This window comes from Nocardioides sp. Z22_16 (assembly GCF_058134365.1).
This window is the reverse complement of the sequence record NZ_JBYTTI010000004.1, coordinates 97609-112619: the sequence shown is the minus strand read 5'-3', so window position 1 is coordinate 112619 and position 15011 is coordinate 97609. Positions and strand designations below refer to the sequence as shown.

14 protein-coding genes are annotated in these 15011 nt (G+C 69.9%); 8 read left to right on the top strand and 6 right to left on the bottom strand.

Annotated features, from left to right (window positions below; all coding sequences use genetic code 11):
- Positions 1–4 precede the first annotated feature (4 nt).
- Together AC3X7R_RS12670 and AC3X7R_RS12665 are read left to right on the top strand one after the other, a co-directional pair.
- Complete coding sequence (locus AC3X7R_RS12670) at positions 5–937, top strand: urea transporter (protein WP_489966027.1); 933 nt, start codon at positions 5–7, stop codon at positions 935–937.
- A 46-nt stretch (positions 938–983) separates the two neighbouring features.
- Positions 984–3362 (top strand): ATP-binding cassette domain-containing protein, encoded by a 2379-nt coding sequence (locus AC3X7R_RS12665; RefSeq protein ID WP_489966026.1) that lies wholly within the window; start codon positions 984–986, stop codon positions 3360–3362.
- Positions 3363–3416: 54 nt separating this feature from the next.
- Here AC3X7R_RS12665 and AC3X7R_RS12660 read toward each other — a convergent pair whose 3' ends face one another.
- Positions 3417–3920: a hypothetical protein gene (locus tag AC3X7R_RS12660; protein WP_489966025.1), complete on the bottom strand. Its 504-nt coding sequence runs from the start codon at positions 3918–3920 to the stop codon at positions 3417–3419.
- 84 nt (positions 3921–4004) lie between these two features.
- Here AC3X7R_RS12660 and AC3X7R_RS12655 point away from each other — a divergent pair, with 84 nt between their 5' ends.
- On the top strand, positions 4005–4433 hold the full coding sequence (locus AC3X7R_RS12655) for an SRPBCC family protein (RefSeq protein ID WP_489966024.1): 429 nt from the start codon (positions 4005–4007) through the stop codon (positions 4431–4433).
- A gap of 39 nt (positions 4434–4472) precedes the next feature.
- On the opposite strand, the gene AC3X7R_RS12650 is transcribed toward AC3X7R_RS12655, so the two are convergent.
- Together AC3X7R_RS12650 and AC3X7R_RS12645 are read right to left on the bottom strand one after the other, a co-directional pair.
- A complete protein-coding gene (locus tag AC3X7R_RS12650) occupies positions 4473–5081 on the bottom strand; it encodes an FMN-binding negative transcriptional regulator (protein WP_489966023.1) in 609 nt (202 codons plus the stop codon).
- Between the two features lie 50 nt (positions 5082–5131).
- Positions 5132–5617: a VanZ family protein gene (locus tag AC3X7R_RS12645; RefSeq protein ID WP_489966022.1), complete on the bottom strand. Its 486-nt coding sequence runs from the start codon at positions 5615–5617 to the stop codon at positions 5132–5134.
- Between the two features lie 213 nt (positions 5618–5830).
- On the opposite strand from AC3X7R_RS12645, the gene AC3X7R_RS12640 reads away from it, so the two are divergent.
- Positions 5831–6853 (top strand): cyclase family protein, encoded by a 1023-nt coding sequence (locus AC3X7R_RS12640; RefSeq protein WP_489966021.1) that lies wholly within the window; start codon positions 5831–5833, stop codon positions 6851–6853.
- Between the two features lie 145 nt (positions 6854–6998).
- Here AC3X7R_RS12640 and AC3X7R_RS12635 read toward each other — a convergent pair whose 3' ends face one another.
- A complete protein-coding gene (locus AC3X7R_RS12635) occupies positions 6999–7964 on the bottom strand; it encodes an alpha/beta hydrolase (RefSeq protein WP_489966020.1) in 966 nt (321 codons plus the stop codon).
- 126 nt (positions 7965–8090) lie between these two features.
- Positions 8091–9038, bottom strand: a complete 948-nt coding sequence (gene bsh, locus AC3X7R_RS12630; RefSeq protein ID WP_489966019.1) for a choloylglycine hydrolase — start codon at positions 9036–9038, stop codon at positions 8091–8093.
- A gap of 191 nt (positions 9039–9229) precedes the next feature.
- Here bsh and AC3X7R_RS12625 point away from each other — a divergent pair, with 191 nt between their 5' ends.
- The gene (locus tag AC3X7R_RS12625) at positions 9230–10369 is read left to right on the top strand and encodes a matrixin family metalloprotease (RefSeq protein ID WP_489966018.1); all 1140 of its coding nucleotides are present in this window, start codon (positions 9230–9232) and stop codon (positions 10367–10369) included.
- A 34-nt stretch (positions 10370–10403) separates the two neighbouring features.
- A complete protein-coding gene (locus AC3X7R_RS12620; RefSeq protein ID WP_489966017.1) occupies positions 10404–11084 on the top strand; it encodes a peptidylprolyl isomerase in 681 nt (226 codons plus the stop codon).
- 48 nt (positions 11085–11132) lie between these two features.
- Here the strand turns inward: AC3X7R_RS12620 and AC3X7R_RS12615 are convergent, their stop codons facing one another.
- Entirely contained in the window at positions 11133–11591 is a 459-nt protein-coding gene (locus tag AC3X7R_RS12615; RefSeq protein WP_489966016.1) for an OsmC family protein, read from the bottom strand.
- An 82-nt stretch (positions 11592–11673) separates the two neighbouring features.
- Between AC3X7R_RS12615 and pepN the strand changes: the two genes are divergently transcribed.
- A complete protein-coding gene (gene pepN / locus AC3X7R_RS12610) occupies positions 11674–14136 on the top strand; it encodes an aminopeptidase N (RefSeq protein WP_489966015.1) in 2463 nt (820 codons plus the stop codon).
- Between the two features lie 70 nt (positions 14137–14206).
- On the top strand, positions 14207–15004 hold the full coding sequence (locus AC3X7R_RS12605; RefSeq protein ID WP_489966014.1) for a formate dehydrogenase accessory sulfurtransferase FdhD: 798 nt from the start codon (positions 14207–14209) through the stop codon (positions 15002–15004).
- Positions 15005–15011: the final 7 nt, after the last annotated feature.

The following is a 15011-nucleotide window of genomic DNA, read 5'->3' as shown; positions in this document are numbered from 1 at the left end:
TGAGATGTCAGGGATCAACGCCTCGGCCGACGTGGCCACCAGCCTCAAGGGGGTGACCTGGCGCTCCCTGTGCCAGGGCGTCTCGCAGATCTTCTTCCAGGCCAACCCGTGGACGGGCCTGCTCATCCTGGCGGCGTTCCTGGTGGCGGACTGGCAGATGGCGCTGCTGGCAGCAGTCGGCACGGTGATCTCCACGCTCGCCGGGTGCGCCATGCGGGTCGCGCCGGACAACGTCGCGCTCGGGATGCAGGGGTTCAACGGCTGCCTGGTCGGGGCGGCGGTCTTCGCCGCGTGCGGGGGACAGGCGTGGTCGTACGTGCTGACGGTGGTGGGAGCGCTGCTCTGTGCCCCCGCCACCGCCCTGTTCGGGTGGCTGCTGGCGACCCCGGCGCTCAAGGCGTTCAACCTGCCCTCGACCACCGCGCCGTTCTGCACCGTCGCCTCGATCCTCTACGCGGCGTCCACCTCCGTGCACGTGACCTCCTCGACGAAGCACGTGACCGACGGGACGGGTGACGCGTTGCTGCGCTCGGTGCTGACGAACGTCTCCGAGGTGGTGCTGGTCAACAGCGTGTGGGGCGGGGCACTGATCCTCGTCGGGCTCTTCATCGCCTCCTGGCAGGTCGGGCTGGCCGCCGTGATGGGGAGCGTGGTCGGGAGTGCCTGCGCGCTGGCGCTGGGGGAGAGCGCGAGCACCATCGAGGAGGGGCTGGCCGGATACGCCGGTGTGCTGACGGCGATCGCGCTGGCGGTCGTCTTCCACCACAGCAGCGTGACGTCCTGGTGCTACGCCGTTGTGGGCACCGTCGTGACCGCGGTGGTCACCCTGGCCATGAACGACCTCACCACGTTCCCGCACTACACGTGGCCCTACATCCTCACGACCTGGGTGTTCCTGGTGGTGGGCGCCTCGATCGCTGCCCTGCGACGCACGTGAGGGAGAAGGCGGTGCCTGCTCGGGCGCGCTCCGCTAGTTTCCTGTCATGGACGAGCGCCGCACGCCCGACAAGCCGCACCCGGCGGACACCCACGACCTGATCCGGGTGCACGGAGCGCGGGAGAACAACCTGCGCGACGTCAGCGTCGAGATCGCGAAGCGGCGCCTGACCGTCTTCACCGGGGTCTCCGGCTCCGGCAAGAGCTCGCTCGTCTTCGCCACCATCGCGGCCGAGTCCCAGCGCCTGATCAACGAGACCTACAGCGCCTTCGTCCAGGGGTTCATGCCGACCTTGGCGAGACCCGACGTGGAGCACCTGGAGGGCCTGACCACGGCGATCATCGTCGACCAGGAGCGGATGGGTGCCAACCCACGCTCCACGGTCGGCACCGCGACCGATGCCTACGCACTGCTACGGATCCTGTTCAGCCGCCTGGGCGACCCCTACGTCGGACCGCCGCCGGCGTTCTCCTTCAACGTGCCGACTCGCCGCGCCGGGGGAGTGATGACCACGGAGAAGGGCGGTCGGGTCGAGAAGAAGGTGGTGCGTGACGCGGTCTACCTGGGCGGGATGTGTCCCCGGTGCGAGGGCATGGGCCACGTCAGCGACATCGACCGGAGCGCGCTCTACGACGACTCCAAGTCGCTGAGCGAGGGAGCGATCACGGTGCCGGGCTACTCCATGGACGGCTGGTACGGCCGGCTCTTCGAGGGCGTCGGGCTCCCGATGGGGAAGCCGATCGCCGCGTTCACCGCCAAGCAGCTCGACACGATGCTCTACGCGGAGCCGACCAAGGTCAAGGTCGAGGGGGTCAACCTGACCTTCGAGGGGATCATCCCCAAGATCCAGAAGTCGATGCTCTCCAAGGACCCCGAGGCGATGCAACCCCACGTGCGCCGCTTCGTCGAGCGGGCCGTGACCTTCCAGGTGTGCCCGGAGTGCGAGGGGACGCGGTTGAGCCCGGAGGCACGCTCCTCGCGGATCCGCGGCAAGAACATCGCCGAGCTGTGCCGGATGCAGATCAGCGACCTGGCCCAGTGGGTGGAAGGGCTGGACGAGCCGGCCGTGGCACCGCTGCTCGCGGGGCTGAGCCACCTGCTGGACTCGTTCGTCGCGATCGGCCTCGGCTACCTCTCCCTGGACCGTCCGGCGGGCACCCTCTCCGGGGGAGAGTCCCAGCGGACGAAGATGATCCGACACCTCGGCTCGTCCCTGACCGACGTCACGTACGTCTTCGACGAGCCGACCATCGGCCTGCACCCGCATGACATCGAGCGGATGAACCGGCTGCTGCTGCAGCTGCGCGACAAGGGCAACACCGTCCTGGTCGTCGAGCACAAGCCGGAGACGATCGCGATCGCCGACCACGTGATCGACCTCGGGCCCGGGGCCGGCGACGACGGGGGCACCATCTGCTTCGAGGGGTCCGTGGACGGACTGCGGGGGAGCGGCACGATCACCGGACGACACCTGGACGACCGGGCTCGGCTCAAGGAGTCGGTCCGCAGCCCCACCGGCGCGCTGGAGGTGAGGGGTGCGTCCACCCACAACCTGCAGGGTGTCGACGTCGACGTGCCGCTCGGGGTGCTCTGCGTCCTGACCGGGGTCGCCGGCTCGGGGAAGAGCTCGCTGGTCCAGGGGTCCGTCGCGCCGCGGGACGGCGTCGTGGTGATCGACCAAGGCGCCATCAAGGGCTCGCGGCGGAGCAACCCCGCCACCTACACAGGGCTGCTCGAGCCGATCAGGAAAGCGTTCGCCAAGGCCAACGGGGTCAAGCCGGCGCTCTTCAGCGCCAACTCCGAGGGGGCCTGCTCCACCTGCAAGGGCGCGGGAGTCGTCTACACCGAGCTGGGCGTGATGGAGACCGTCGCCACCACCTGTGAGGAGTGCGGCGGCAAGCGGTTCCAAGCGGCCGTGCTCGACTACAAGCTGGGCGGGCGCGACATCGCCGAGGTCCTGGCGATGTCGGTCTCCGAGGCGCTCGGCTTCTTCGCCGCAGGCGAGGCGAGGGTGCCGGCCGCCCACAAGCTCCTCGAGCGGCTCCACGACGTGGGCCTTGGTTATGTCAGGCTGGGGCAGCCCCTCACCACGCTCTCCGGGGGAGAGCGCCAGCGACTCAAGCTCGCCACCCAGATGGCTGAGAAGGGAGACGTCTACGTCCTGGACGAGCCCACCACGGGCCTGCACCTGGCCGACGTGGAGAACCTGCTGGGCCTGCTGGACCGGCTGGTGGACTCGGGCAAGTCGGTGATCGTGATCGAGCACCACCAGGCTGTGATGGCGCACGCCGACTGGCTCATCGACCTGGGCCCGGGGGCAGGTCACGACGGTGGGCAGATCGTCTTCGAGGGCACGCCGGCGGACCTGGTGGCCACGAGGAAGACGCTGACCGGCGAGCACCTCGCCGCGTACGTCGGAGTCTGAGGCGCCGCCCACCTGGGGATGCTCAGCCCAGGGCTCTCAGACCAGGGCTCGCCTTCAGCGCAGCGTCGCCTTCAGCTTGACCTTGCCCGAGGGGCCGCCGGCCACCTTGATCTCGGCCACCCCCTTCACCACGCTGCCGATCTCGTAGATGTTCCCCTCCAGGAAGAAGGGGTCACGCCAGTAGCCGGGACCACCGATCCCACCGCTCGAGCCGAGGTTTCCCTCGGCGTCGTAGTCCTTCCACTTGAAGCCGGCCATCGTCGAGTTGCTGCGCAGCCTCGGCACGGGGGTGATCCGGATGCAGAAACCGAGCTCGTCCCCGTTGCGGGACCCGAACGCCTGGACCGTGCCGAGCTTGGCCCCGCTGCGGGCGCGGATGGGCTTCTTCTTGCTCAGCGCCTCCCGCAGGCACTTCCCGGCCGCCTGGGCCGAAGCAGCAGAAGCAGACGCAACCTCGGATGACTCCTGGTCGGGCACCGCCGTGGCGGTCGACGGGGCGGAGGCGAGGAGCGCCAGGACGAGGGCGGCCACGGGGGCGGCAGAGGTGCGCACGGTCATGGAGGGGAGAGTAGCGACGGGGGCACCTCGGAGGCCTGCTGTCTCGCCCTGGTGCGTCGGGGGCCGGACGAGCATCATGGTGGAGTGATCCGCGCCTCGGCAGCGTCTGCCGCGCCCGCCCACCGCGTGTGGCTGGTCGCGAGCGAGATCGAGCGCTGGGGAGAGCGACTCTCCACCGTCGACTCGGTGCGTCCCCTGGGCGAGGGGCCCGTCGGCGTGGGATCGAAGTTCGAAGTGCGTCAGCCCGGGTTGCCCCGGGCGCTCTGGACGGTCACGCAGTGGGATCCGGGGACGTCGTTCACCTGGGTCTCAGCCAGCCCCGGCGTCCGCACCCGAGCAGTGCACTCGGTGCGCGACGACGGCGACGGCTCCACGCTCGAGCTGGTGCTCGAGTGGTCCGGCCCGCTGAGCCGGGTGGTGGAGCGGCTCCTCGGACGCAAGACCCGGGAGATGGTCGCGACCGAGGCGGAGACCTTCGCCCGCCTCGCGGAACAGTCCGGACCCGCCCCTTGACCGCTCGCTGAGTCAGGGGAGCGGGCGCGCGGTGCCCGGCTACCGAGGGTGCCGGCGCATCTCCTCGGCGAGCTCGGGATTGCTGTCGTCGAGCTGATCGATGATGTCGGCGACGACCTCCGGGGGCTTGTTCTGGCTCAGCTTGGCGCGGGCATCGAACCGGACGACTTCCATCCTCAGCCCCCGGGTGCCTCGTGCGGCTCTCCGGGTGCCCGCCTCGTCCTCGTCCAAGCTGCGACCGTGCGGGTAGTGGCGTTCGAAGTGCTCGGTGAGCTGCCGCAGAGCGGCGTAGTTCTCTGCGTCCGTCAGGATCTCTGGCGTGCCGTAGAGGTGTGCCGTGACGTGGTTCCACGTCGGGATCACCTCGCCGGGCGGGTACCAGCTCGGCGAGACGTAGTCGTGCGGGCCCTGGATGATGACGAGCACCTGGTGCTGACCGAGCTCGTGCAGCTCGTCGTCGGGTCTCCCGAAGTGACTCAGGATGGTGATGTTCGAGCCTTCAGAAGCCGTCTCGTCGAGCATGACGGGGTAGTGGGAGGCGACGAGCTCGCCGTTCACCGACGACACGAAGGTCGCCCAGGGGTGTCTCCTGATCAGCCGCTTGACCTCGTCGGGTTCATTCATCAGGAAGGACGGTGTGTGACGCATCCTGCTACTTCACCACATCCTCTCCGGTTGCGACATCGTGGACGAAGCGCTCACGACCTCCGGCTCGAGTGGCTGCGCGCGTCGTACCGGGCCTGGCGTCGTGCCTGTCGATGTCGTCGGCGTCGCAGGGTCGCTGGGAGCACGAGCACCAGCGTCAGGGCGATGCCGATCAGACCGCCGGCCGTGTTGGCCAGGATGTCGCGCTCGTCCGGGACACGACCAGGAATCTGCCGCTGGGCAGTTTCGATGAAGGCCGTGAGGACGAGCGAGCCGATAGCCGCCAACCACCAACCCCCGGCGCCGAAGAGGAGAAGCAGGAACATCCCGATGGGCACGAAGAGGGCGATGTTGGCCAGGAACTCGACGCGGGAGTAGTCGAGCGACTCGGCGACCCCGCGACGGTGCAGGGCGTCGAGCACCCGGTTCACCAGCCTGGTCTCACGGTCGCCGATCGGTTGGGGCGTCAGGGTCAGCCAGGCGACGAAGACCAGGTAGCCACCGCTGAGGAGGCTGAGGAAGGGATGTCGGTGGAACATCCCGCAAGTCTGCCCGCCCCGTCCTCAGCGGGCAGGCACAGGCGCGAGGCGACGAGCTATGACGACCGGCGATCACGTCCGTGCGCCCCAGCAAGCGCTAGTTGATGAACATCAACGCCGGCGCGGGCTGGCCTTGCCCTGCTGGATCGACCTACTAGTAGGTTGTGACGCAGGACACATTCGCCGGCGAGCGGCGATGAATGGGGGAGTGAGATGGGACGTCAGCAGAGCGGCACGTACGCGAAGTCGTGGACACCGCCCGCGTACTCGGTGGACGAGGAGGGGAAGGTCCGCGGGGGGTACACGCCAGGACCGGTGAACAACTGGGGTCGCTGGGGCGACGACGACCAGCGTGGGACCGCGAATCTCATCACCGAGGCGGCCGTCCAGCAGGCTGCTTCCTCTGTGAGTCGCGGCAAGGTGTTCTCACTGGCGATTCCGATCGACGCCGCAGCACCGGTCTTTCCCGGGCGGGCAACCCCGAAGCACTACTTCTCGATGTCGGGGTCCGACATCGTCTCCGGCACCCCCTGGAACGAGCAGGCGCCCGGCTTCACCTGGAACGACGACAACCTCGACATGTGCACCCAGAGCTCGACGCAGTGGGACGGGTTGGCGCACGTCGCCGTGGAGGACACGCACTACAACGGCTACTGGTGTGGAAACACCACGGCGCACGGTGGCGCACGCCGCCTGGGCATCGAGCACCAGCGGAAGAGCTTCGTCGGGCGTGGCGTGTTGCTGGACGTCGCAAGACATCTTGGCGCGACCTGGCTCGAGGCCGGTTTCGCCCTCGGCCCCGACCTGCTCGACGAGGTCGCCGCGGCCCAGCAGGTCGAGCTGAGGACGGGGGACATCGTGCTGCTGCGCACGGGCTACCTCGCCAAGTGGTGGCGGGCCGAGACGGCCGCAGACAAGGAAGCCTGGCTCGTGGGTGGCGAGCCGGGACTGGGGCAGGAGAGCATCGCCTGGCTGCGTCGTCACGACATCGCCGCGGTGGCAGCCGACACCGTCGGTCTCGAGGTCATGCCGAACGAGGATCCGAGCGACACGCCGCTGCCCGTGCACCGAGCCGGCCTCGTCGACCTCGGCATCACCCTCGGTGAGCTGTGGGAGCTCGATGAGCTCGCAGCCGACTGTGCCGCCGACGGCACCTACGAATTCCTGCTCGTCGCACCGCCCCTGGTGATCACCCACGGCGTCGGCTCCATGCTCAATCCCATCGCCATCAAGTAGGGGCGCCGAAGTCGCCGACTGTTGGTTCGGGCTCGAGGATCGGCGCCCCGCTCCGGCCCGTGCGTATAGTGCCGATAATCTACATTATGTCATTCACTATGTTGACTGAGCCCCTCTCGACCTCTCGAAAGCGATCGTCACTCCCTCACCGGATCGGTGCGGCCAGCGGGAGGCGGAGATCGACCAGCGACCTGACCTTGGTGCCGCAGGTCGACACCACGTCGGCATCCGCGCAGTAGTACGCCGAGGTGCGGGTCCCGTGGGCGAGGTCCTTGGCCCAGGCCGAGGCGAAGTCACGCAGCCGGGCGGTCTGCGTGGCGTTGGCGGCACAGCCGGCGCCGAGCACGCCGATCGCGTCGCTGTTCTCCCCCTCGACGTCGATGTGGCAGCTGCCGCCCGTCGGGACGCCGAGGGTGTACCGACTCCACACGAGCTGGATGCCCACGTAGGGGTTGGCCAGGCCGACCAGAGCCTCGGCGGAGTTGTTGAAGAGGTTGGTCACGCTCGGGCGGGCGGTGACGGCCAGGACCGGACGAGCACCCGCGTCCGAGATGGCCTGCACGTTCGCGGTGAAGCCTCCCGCAGCGACGGGGTCGAACAGGATGGCGCCCGCGAAGTCGCGGTAGCCGTTGGCGTCGAGGCGACGGCCGAGCTCGCTGGCGAAGTGTCCTCCGGCCGAGTGGCCGCCGACGATGTAGCGCTGGGGCAGGGACCGACCCGCCGGCGGAGTCAGGGCGCGCCGAGTCATCACGTCTCCCAGGGCGGCAGCGAGCGCCGGGTTGCCGGCGGTCATGTCGCCGTTGACGCACAGGACCATCACGCCCTTCTCGGCGATCGCCTTGCTGGTGCCGCGCAGGTTGCCGCAGCCGCGGCTGAAGCCGTGGTTGAGCACCATCAGTGCCGAGGCGCTGCCCTGGGGCAGGTACCAGTCGACGCTGTGGCTCTGACCTGCGACCACGAGCTGGGTGTTCACGCACGTGCTCGTCGACGAGCTGTAGTTCCGGCACGCCACGTCTGCGGCCTGGGCGCCCGGCGCCAGGGCGAGCAGTCCCCCGGACACCGTGACAGCGGCCAGAAGACCTGTGATGGCGGCCTTGATCTGCTTCTTCATGCGCACTCCCGAGGATCGTGACGCGGCACCGCCCACGCCTTCTCGCAACCTAGGACTGCGCAACGTATAAGGATATATGTGCTGTGGATCGCTGACCGACTGTGACCCAATCGTGATCTTGACCGCTCAGACGACGACGAGCTTGCTTCCGTCGGGCGCGTGGTCGGCCATCGCAACGCTCTGGATCGCCGGGTCGTCGTAGCTGTTCCAGTAGTACGTCCGAGTCCGCCCCGAGTAGAGCCCGGTGTAGATGGTCTTCTCGAACTCCCCCGAGGCCATCGCTGCGCTGCCGTCCACCATCGCGACCTGCTGCAGCGTGTGGAACGCCCTGCTGACGTTCTCCTCCTCGCTCCCCTTGTCCGGGTAGTGAGCGTTGACGTAGGCGGCCCGCACGAACCGGGACGGCGAGTAGTAGTCCCCCGGGATCCCCCGCATGTGCGAGCCCGACCCGAACGGCCCCAGGTGCGCCCGTCCGAGCGGCATCTCCTCGGGAAAGTCTGGCGCCGTGTTGAGGTAGTTGCGCAGGTTCTCGTGGTGCCACGAGAACCCCGGCTGGTTGGCCAGGACGTCGACGTCGTCGTCGAAGACCTGCACGCCCTCGCTCGTGGCCTCGACGACGATGGCGCGCGCCGCGTCGCCGATGATCCAGTGCAGCAGCGAGCTCGGGTACTTGTCGTTGATCGGCTTGTCGACGATGACCGCGTCACGAAGCGCCGCCTCGACCTCGTCGACGCTGGTGAACTGGGAGGCCACCCAGAGCGGGAACTCGAAGGCGGCGACGTTCGTCGCACCTGCGACCGGCTCCGTCGCGTAGCTCGCGTAGCCCGGGAAGTTGAGGCCCGCCACCGCCAGCCCCGCGTCGTTGCCGCAGTCGAAGTACAGCGGCGTCTCCTCCTCCACGATCCCCATGCCGATGACGGCGTGCCGGATGCGCGGCACCGCGCCGAACGGAGAGCTCGGGGCGTACGCGGTGGGTGTCACCACCACTCGCTCGCCGTAGCCGCTCGTCCAATCAAGGTTGCGGGCGAGGTAGAGATTGCCGCTTCCGTCGGAGAACCTGATGCTCGTGCACATGACGATGCCCCTGCCGTTGGTCGTCCTTCGGAGCGTACGCCGGGAACACTTGGATCGACACCCCCAGCTTTCCGGGGCCCGGTGCTAGACCACCTCGCCACGGGCAGGAGCGCCACGCGCGTGGGTTCTCGTCGGAGCGCTCGCCGTGTGGTCTGATTGAGCCCCATTCCAGCCGTTTCCGGGAGTCATCCGTGCGTCACCTGCTCATTTCCCTCGCCCTCCTCGCCGGTCTTCTGGCGCCGGCCGCCGCCGGCTCTGTCGCCAGCGCGGAGCGCGCTCCCTCACCGTCGCCCTCGACCTCCTCCGGTGCCGTCGCGGCCGACCAGCAGGACGCCGCACGCCCGAAGAAGAAGAAGAACAAGAAGAAGGGCAAGAAGAACCGGACCAAGGTGCGTGCCACGTGGAGCGCCGGGACCGTCCCGATCCAGGGCCTGGCCGCGGTGACCGGCACGGTCAAGGACAAGGGCAAGCTCAAGCGCAAGGTCGTGCTGCAGATGAAGCACGCCGACGGGTGGAAGAACGTCGCGAGCGCCAAGACGAACCGCAAGGGCGACTACGCCATCCAGGTGCCGACGCACTGGCTGTACTCCATGAAGTCGCGGGTCGTCACCAAGAAGAAGAAGCGCAGCCCGGGTGCGAAGTCCAAGACGCAGCGCGTCAACGTGATCCCCGACTTCGTCCCGGCCGGCAGCCCCGACAGCTGGTCCTACCTCAACCCCTCGACCCGCCTCCGCTGGAACCCCTGCCAGTCGATCAGCTACCGGGTCAACGTGGCACAGGCGCCGGCCGGGACCGAGGACGCCATCCACCAGGCCTTCGCGGCCATGGGTGCCGCCACGGGCATGCGGTTCAAGTTCAAGGGCTACACCGAGGCCATCTACCGCGGCCTGCCCGGCACCGGCCGGTGGGAGCGCGACACCGACATCGTGGTGGCCTGGGCCCGGCCCGAGCAGACCAGCCTCGACTTCTCGAGCGCCCACGCCTGGGGCGGGTCGCAGGACGCCGTCTGGGGACGCGACAAGCGAGGCAAGCTGGGCAAGATCACCAAGGGTGGTGCCACCTTCGACGCGCTGACCCCCGGTGGCTGGCCCTTCATGAAGGCGTACGACGTGATCCTGCACGAGCTGGGACACGTCGTCGGCCTGGGCCACGTCGCCGACCCGACCCAGATCATGGCGACCGGTGTCGAGGGCCCCTACGTCTACGGTGCCGGTGACCTCAACGGGATGCGCCAGATCGGCAAGCAGAAGGGCTGCGTCAAGAAGCTCCGCCGCCGCGGTGCCGACCTGCCCTCGGCGCAGGAGTCGGGCTTCCTCGTCGCCCTCCCCTGACCCTTTGTGGGCCTGCCCCCTCTAGCATCGGGGCATGCCTTCGATGACACGCACCGGCCTGGCCCTGGTGGCGTCCGTCCTGCTGCTCCCCCTCCTCGCCGCGTGCGGCGAGGAGGAGGAGCCGGCTGCGACGGACGGCACCGAGTGCGCCTTCGTCTCCGACGGGCGCGAGCCCTCCCGGGAGGTCACGCCCCCCGCAGAGACCACGGAGCTGGCCGGCGAGCTCCCGGTGACACTGGAGACGAGCGTGGGCAGCATCGGCGCGGTCCTGGACGCTGAGGCGGCTCCCTGCACCGTGCAGAGCTTCCTCTCCCTCGCCGAGCAGGGCTTCTACGACGACACCGAGTGCCACCGGCTCACCACCGCTGCCCCGGGACAGCCCTCCGGACTGTTCGTGCTGCAGTGCGGGGACCCCACCGCCTCCGGCACCGGCGGTCCCGGCTACACCATCCCCGACGAGCTGGAGCGCGCCCAGGACGGCTATCCCGCCGGTGTGCTGGCGATGGCCAACACGGGCCAGCCTGACAGCGGCGGCTCCCAGTTCTTCATCGTCTACGAGGACACCGAGCTTCCTTCGGACTACACGGTCTTCGGGGAGATCGACGAGCAGGGTCTCAAGGTGATCCGCGACGTCGCGGCGCAGGGCACCGCCACCGGTGGCTACGACGGGCCCCCGGCCGAGCCCGTCACCATCACCTCGGTCGTCACGGACTGAGCCGCCGGGGCGCGGGCCAGGCACGCACCCGTGAGACCGTGCGCCCGCTCAGGCGCCCGCGTCACGGAACTCCACGGGCGTGCCGAGGGCCACGGTCCGGCTGACGCTGCAGAGCCGGTCGCGGGTCAGCCTGAGTGCCGTCTCCATCTCGGCGCGGGCGCTGCGTCCGGCCTCGTCGTCGGGGAACGTCAGGTCGAAGGTCACCCGGAGGTCCCGGAGCCGGTTGCCGTCGTCCTCGCGCACCTTCTCCCCCTCGCACGTGACCTCGAAGGAGGTCGCGGGTGAGCGGCGGCCGGTGATGATGTCCACGTCGACGGCGCTGCAGCCCGCGATGGCGGCCAGCAGCAGCTCGACCGGCGTGAAGTCGGGATCGAGACCTCCCGCGCCCATGAACGTCTCTCCCCCACGTCCGTTGTCGGCGCGGTACCTCCGCTCCCCGATCCGGGAGAGCGTGACGGCGCGGTGCGAGTCCTCGGGTGCGGGCGGGGTGGTCGGCAGCTCGGTCATCGCCCGAGCATAGGTTCTGTGCCCCCCTCGTCGCGCCCACTGGTCACCACAGGTCGAGGGGGCCGGGACTACGCTCGACCGGGTGACCACTCACCAGAGCCTGCAGCACGTCGAGGCCCAACGGCGCTACGAGCTGCTCGACGTCACCTCGTACGACGTCACCCTCGACCTGGCGAGCGACGAGCTGACGTTCGCCTCCCGCACCCTGATCCGGTTCCGGAGCGAGGGCGGTCCGACGTTCCTCGACCTCAAGCCCCAGCGCCTTCTCCGGATCCGCCTCAACGGGAGCCCGCTGGACCCCGGACTGCTCGATCGCGGCCGGTTCCCCCTGGAGACCCAGGCAGGGCACCACGAGCTGGAGGTCGAGGCGGTGATGGCCTTCCGCAACGACGGTGAGGGTCTCCATCACTCCGTGGACCCGGCCGACGGGCGCCGCTACGTCTACGGGATGTCCTTCATGGACGCCGCGCCGAGCATCTTCGCCTGCTTCGACCAGCCTGACCTGAAGGCGCCGTTCACCTTCCACGTGACCGCCCCGACCGACTGGAAGGTCTTCGGCAACGGTGCCGCCGAGCAGGTGGAGCCCGGGAGGTGGGAGCTGACCACCACTCCCCCGCTCTCCACCTACTTCGTGACCCTCGTCGCCGGTCCCTACCACCTGCTCGCGGACCAGCACGACGGGATCCCGCTGGGGCTCAGCGCCCGCCAGAGCCTTGCGGCCGACCTGGAGAAGGACGCCGACGAGCTCTTCACCCTCACCCGGTCGTGCTTCGACGAGTTCCACCGCCTCTTCGGGATCCGCTACCCCTTCGGCGCCTACCACCAGGCCTTCGTCCCGGAGTTCAACGCCGGCGCGATGGAGAACCCCGGCTGCATCACCTTCCGCGACTCGATGGTCTTCTCCAGCAAGGTCACCCGAGGCCTGCGCATCCAGCGGGCCACGACGGTCGCCCACGAGATGGCGCACCAGTGGTTCGGCAACATCACCACCCCGAAGTGGTGGGACGACCTGTGGCTCAACGAGTCCTTCGCCGAGTACATGGGCAACCGGGTGACCGCCGACGTCACCGAGTACGACGACGCCTGGACCCACAACGCCTACGCGCGACGTCAGTGGGGCCTGGTCGCCGACCAGCGACCCAGCACCCACCCGGTCGCCGGCAACGGGGCCGTCGACGCGACCGCCGCGCTGCAGGACTTCGACGGGATCTCCTACACCAAGGGCTCCAGCATCCTCAAGCAGCTCAACGCGACGCTGGGCGACGAGGTCTTCTTCCGTGGCGTGATCGACCACTTCGACTCCCACCGCTTCGGCAACGCCACCATGCACGACCTCTTCGGCTCGTGGGAGCGCGCGGGTGCGAGCGACCTCAGCGGCTTCACCGACGCCTGGCTGCGCACGGCCGGGCCCGACGCCCTGGAGGTCGGCGAGGGCTGGACCCTGCGCCGCACGCCCCCGGCCGAGCACCCCGCGGACCGGACCCACACGTTCCGCCTCGCCGTGATCGACTCCGCCGGGTGGGAGGCTCATCCGGTCCGCGTCGAAGGCGCCGAGACCCCGCTCGACCAGGTCCTCGCGCCGAAGGTCGGCAGCGCCGTCGTGCTGGACCCCTTCGAGGAGACCTGGGCGGTCACCCTGCTCGACGCCGAGAGCGTGCAGTCGCTCAAGAGCCGCCTCCCGCGGCTCGACGACCAGCGGCTGCGCGCCGGGGTCTGGAACAGCGTCCGCAGCACCTTCCACCAGGGGCTGCTCCCTCCCGCCGACGTCCTCGACCTCGTCGAGGCCGGCATGGCGACGGAAGAGAACGACGACGCGCTGCACTACACCATGCCCTGGGCGATCAGCCGGGCCGCGGGCCTCAGCGACGACCCCGAGGCCGCCGTCGCTCGGATCCACGCGGTGATGCGGGCGCGCACCGAGACCGCGGAGCCCGGAAGCACCCTCCAGCTGGCAGCCTTCCAGTCCACCGTCTCCACCGCCACGGACGAGGCCCGGCTCCGCGCGTGGCTCGCGGGCGACCTCCCCGACGGTCTCGACCTCGACGCCGACCTCAGGTGGGCACTGCTGGTCAGGCTCGCGACGCTGGGTGCCACCGACGTGGCGGAGCTCGACGAGGCACTGGCGCAGGAGCCCACGGCGCGCTCCCGGGTCGAGCACGCCCGCGCGCAGGCCTCGTTGCCCACAGCCGAGGCCAAGTCCTGGGCCTGGGAGCGGTTCACCGGGCAGGCCGACGTCTCCAACTACGAGCTCGAGGCCGCCGGTCTGGGGATGTGGCGTGTCGGCCAGGAGCAGCTCACCGAGGAGTACGCCGACCGGTTCCTCGCGGCGCTGCCCGCCTTGCCCGAGGCGCACGCGGGCTGGGTGCTCGGCACGGCTGTCCGCTCGTTCTTCCCCCTCACGCACCTGTCCTCGGAGTGGGCGGAGCGTGCGCGGCTGCTCACCGAGGACGGCTCGCTCGACCCCACCGTGCGACGCAACGTGGTGGACCTCGTCGACGAGCTCTGCCGGCGCATCGCGGTGCGGCACGCCTTCGGGAAGGGCTGAGGGGTCCCCGGCCGTGCCGGCTCTCCCCGACGGTCTCCCCCGGCGCCCGGGTCCCAGTGTCCGGATCCGGGTGACCGAGCACACCCTCTCCGACGACCGGCCCGCGGAGCGTGCCAGGGAGGACCGGGTGGTGACCGAGGAGCCGCTCGAGCTGCGTCTGGGCTGGCCGGGACGACCCGCCGAGAGGGCCTGGCTGACCATGCGGACACCCGGGCACGACTTCGAGCTCGCCGCGGGCTGGGCCAGGCACGAGGGGATCCTGCTCCCGGGGGCTCTGGAGCGGGTGGCCTACTGCACCGACCGCTCCCTGAGCCACGAGCAGGAGTTCAACGTGGTGACCCTCACCCTGGCGGGGGTCCCGCCCACGCTGCCCGCCCACGCCCACCTGCACCCCGGCCAGGCCACCTCCGCGTGCGGCGTCTGCGGCAAGGAGAGCGTCGAGGAGGCGCTCAAGGCCCCCGAGGGCACCCGCTGGGACGGCCCCCTCCCCTCCCCCGGGGTCGTGCGCCGGCTGCCCGACCTGCTGCGGGAGCGGCAGTCGCTCTTCGACCGCACAGGAGGCTCGCACGCGGCCGGGCTCTTCACCGCCGACGGGGACTGCCTGGTCGTGCGCGAGGACGTCGGTCGCCACAACGCGGTGGACAAGGTCACCGGCGCCCGCCTGCTGGGCGGGGAGGACCCGGCGGCGGCGGTGCTGGTGGTCAGCGGCAGGGCCGGCTTCGAGCTGGTCCAGAAGGCGGTGGCGGTGGGGACCGGGGCCCTGGTCGCCGTCGGCGCGCCCACCAGCCTCTCGGTCGACCTGGCGCGGCGTGCCGGCCTGACGCTCTACGGATTCACCCGCCCGGGCCGGGCCGTCCAGTACGCCTGAGGCTCCC

Coding starts and splice junctions, on each gene's coding strand:
- AC3X7R_RS12670 (WP_489966027.1), top strand. CDS start 5: ATGTCAGGGATCAACGCCTCGGCCGACGTGGCCACCAGCCTCAAGGGG.
- AC3X7R_RS12665 (WP_489966026.1), top strand. CDS start 984: ATGGACGAGCGCCGCACGCCCGACAAGCCGCACCCGGCGGACACCCAC.
- AC3X7R_RS12660 (WP_489966025.1), bottom strand. CDS start 3,920: ATGACCGTGCGCACCTCTGCCGCCCCCGTGGCCGCCCTCGTCCTGGCG.
- AC3X7R_RS12650 (WP_489966023.1), bottom strand. CDS start 5,081: ATGCGTCACACACCGTCCTTCCTGATGAATGAACCCGACGAGGTCAAG.
- AC3X7R_RS12645 (WP_489966022.1), bottom strand. CDS start 5,617: ATGTTCCACCGACATCCCTTCCTCAGCCTCCTCAGCGGTGGCTACCTG.
- AC3X7R_RS12640 (WP_489966021.1), top strand. CDS start 5,831: ATGGGACGTCAGCAGAGCGGCACGTACGCGAAGTCGTGGACACCGCCC.
- AC3X7R_RS12635 (WP_489966020.1), bottom strand. CDS start 7,964: ATGAAGAAGCAGATCAAGGCCGCCATCACAGGTCTTCTGGCCGCTGTC.
- bsh (WP_489966019.1), bottom strand. CDS start 9,038: ATGTGCACGAGCATCAGGTTCTCCGACGGAAGCGGCAATCTCTACCTC.
- AC3X7R_RS12620 (WP_489966017.1), top strand. CDS start 10,404: ATGCCTTCGATGACACGCACCGGCCTGGCCCTGGTGGCGTCCGTCCTG.
- AC3X7R_RS12615 (WP_489966016.1), bottom strand. CDS start 11,591: ATGACCGAGCTGCCGACCACCCCGCCCGCACCCGAGGACTCGCACCGC.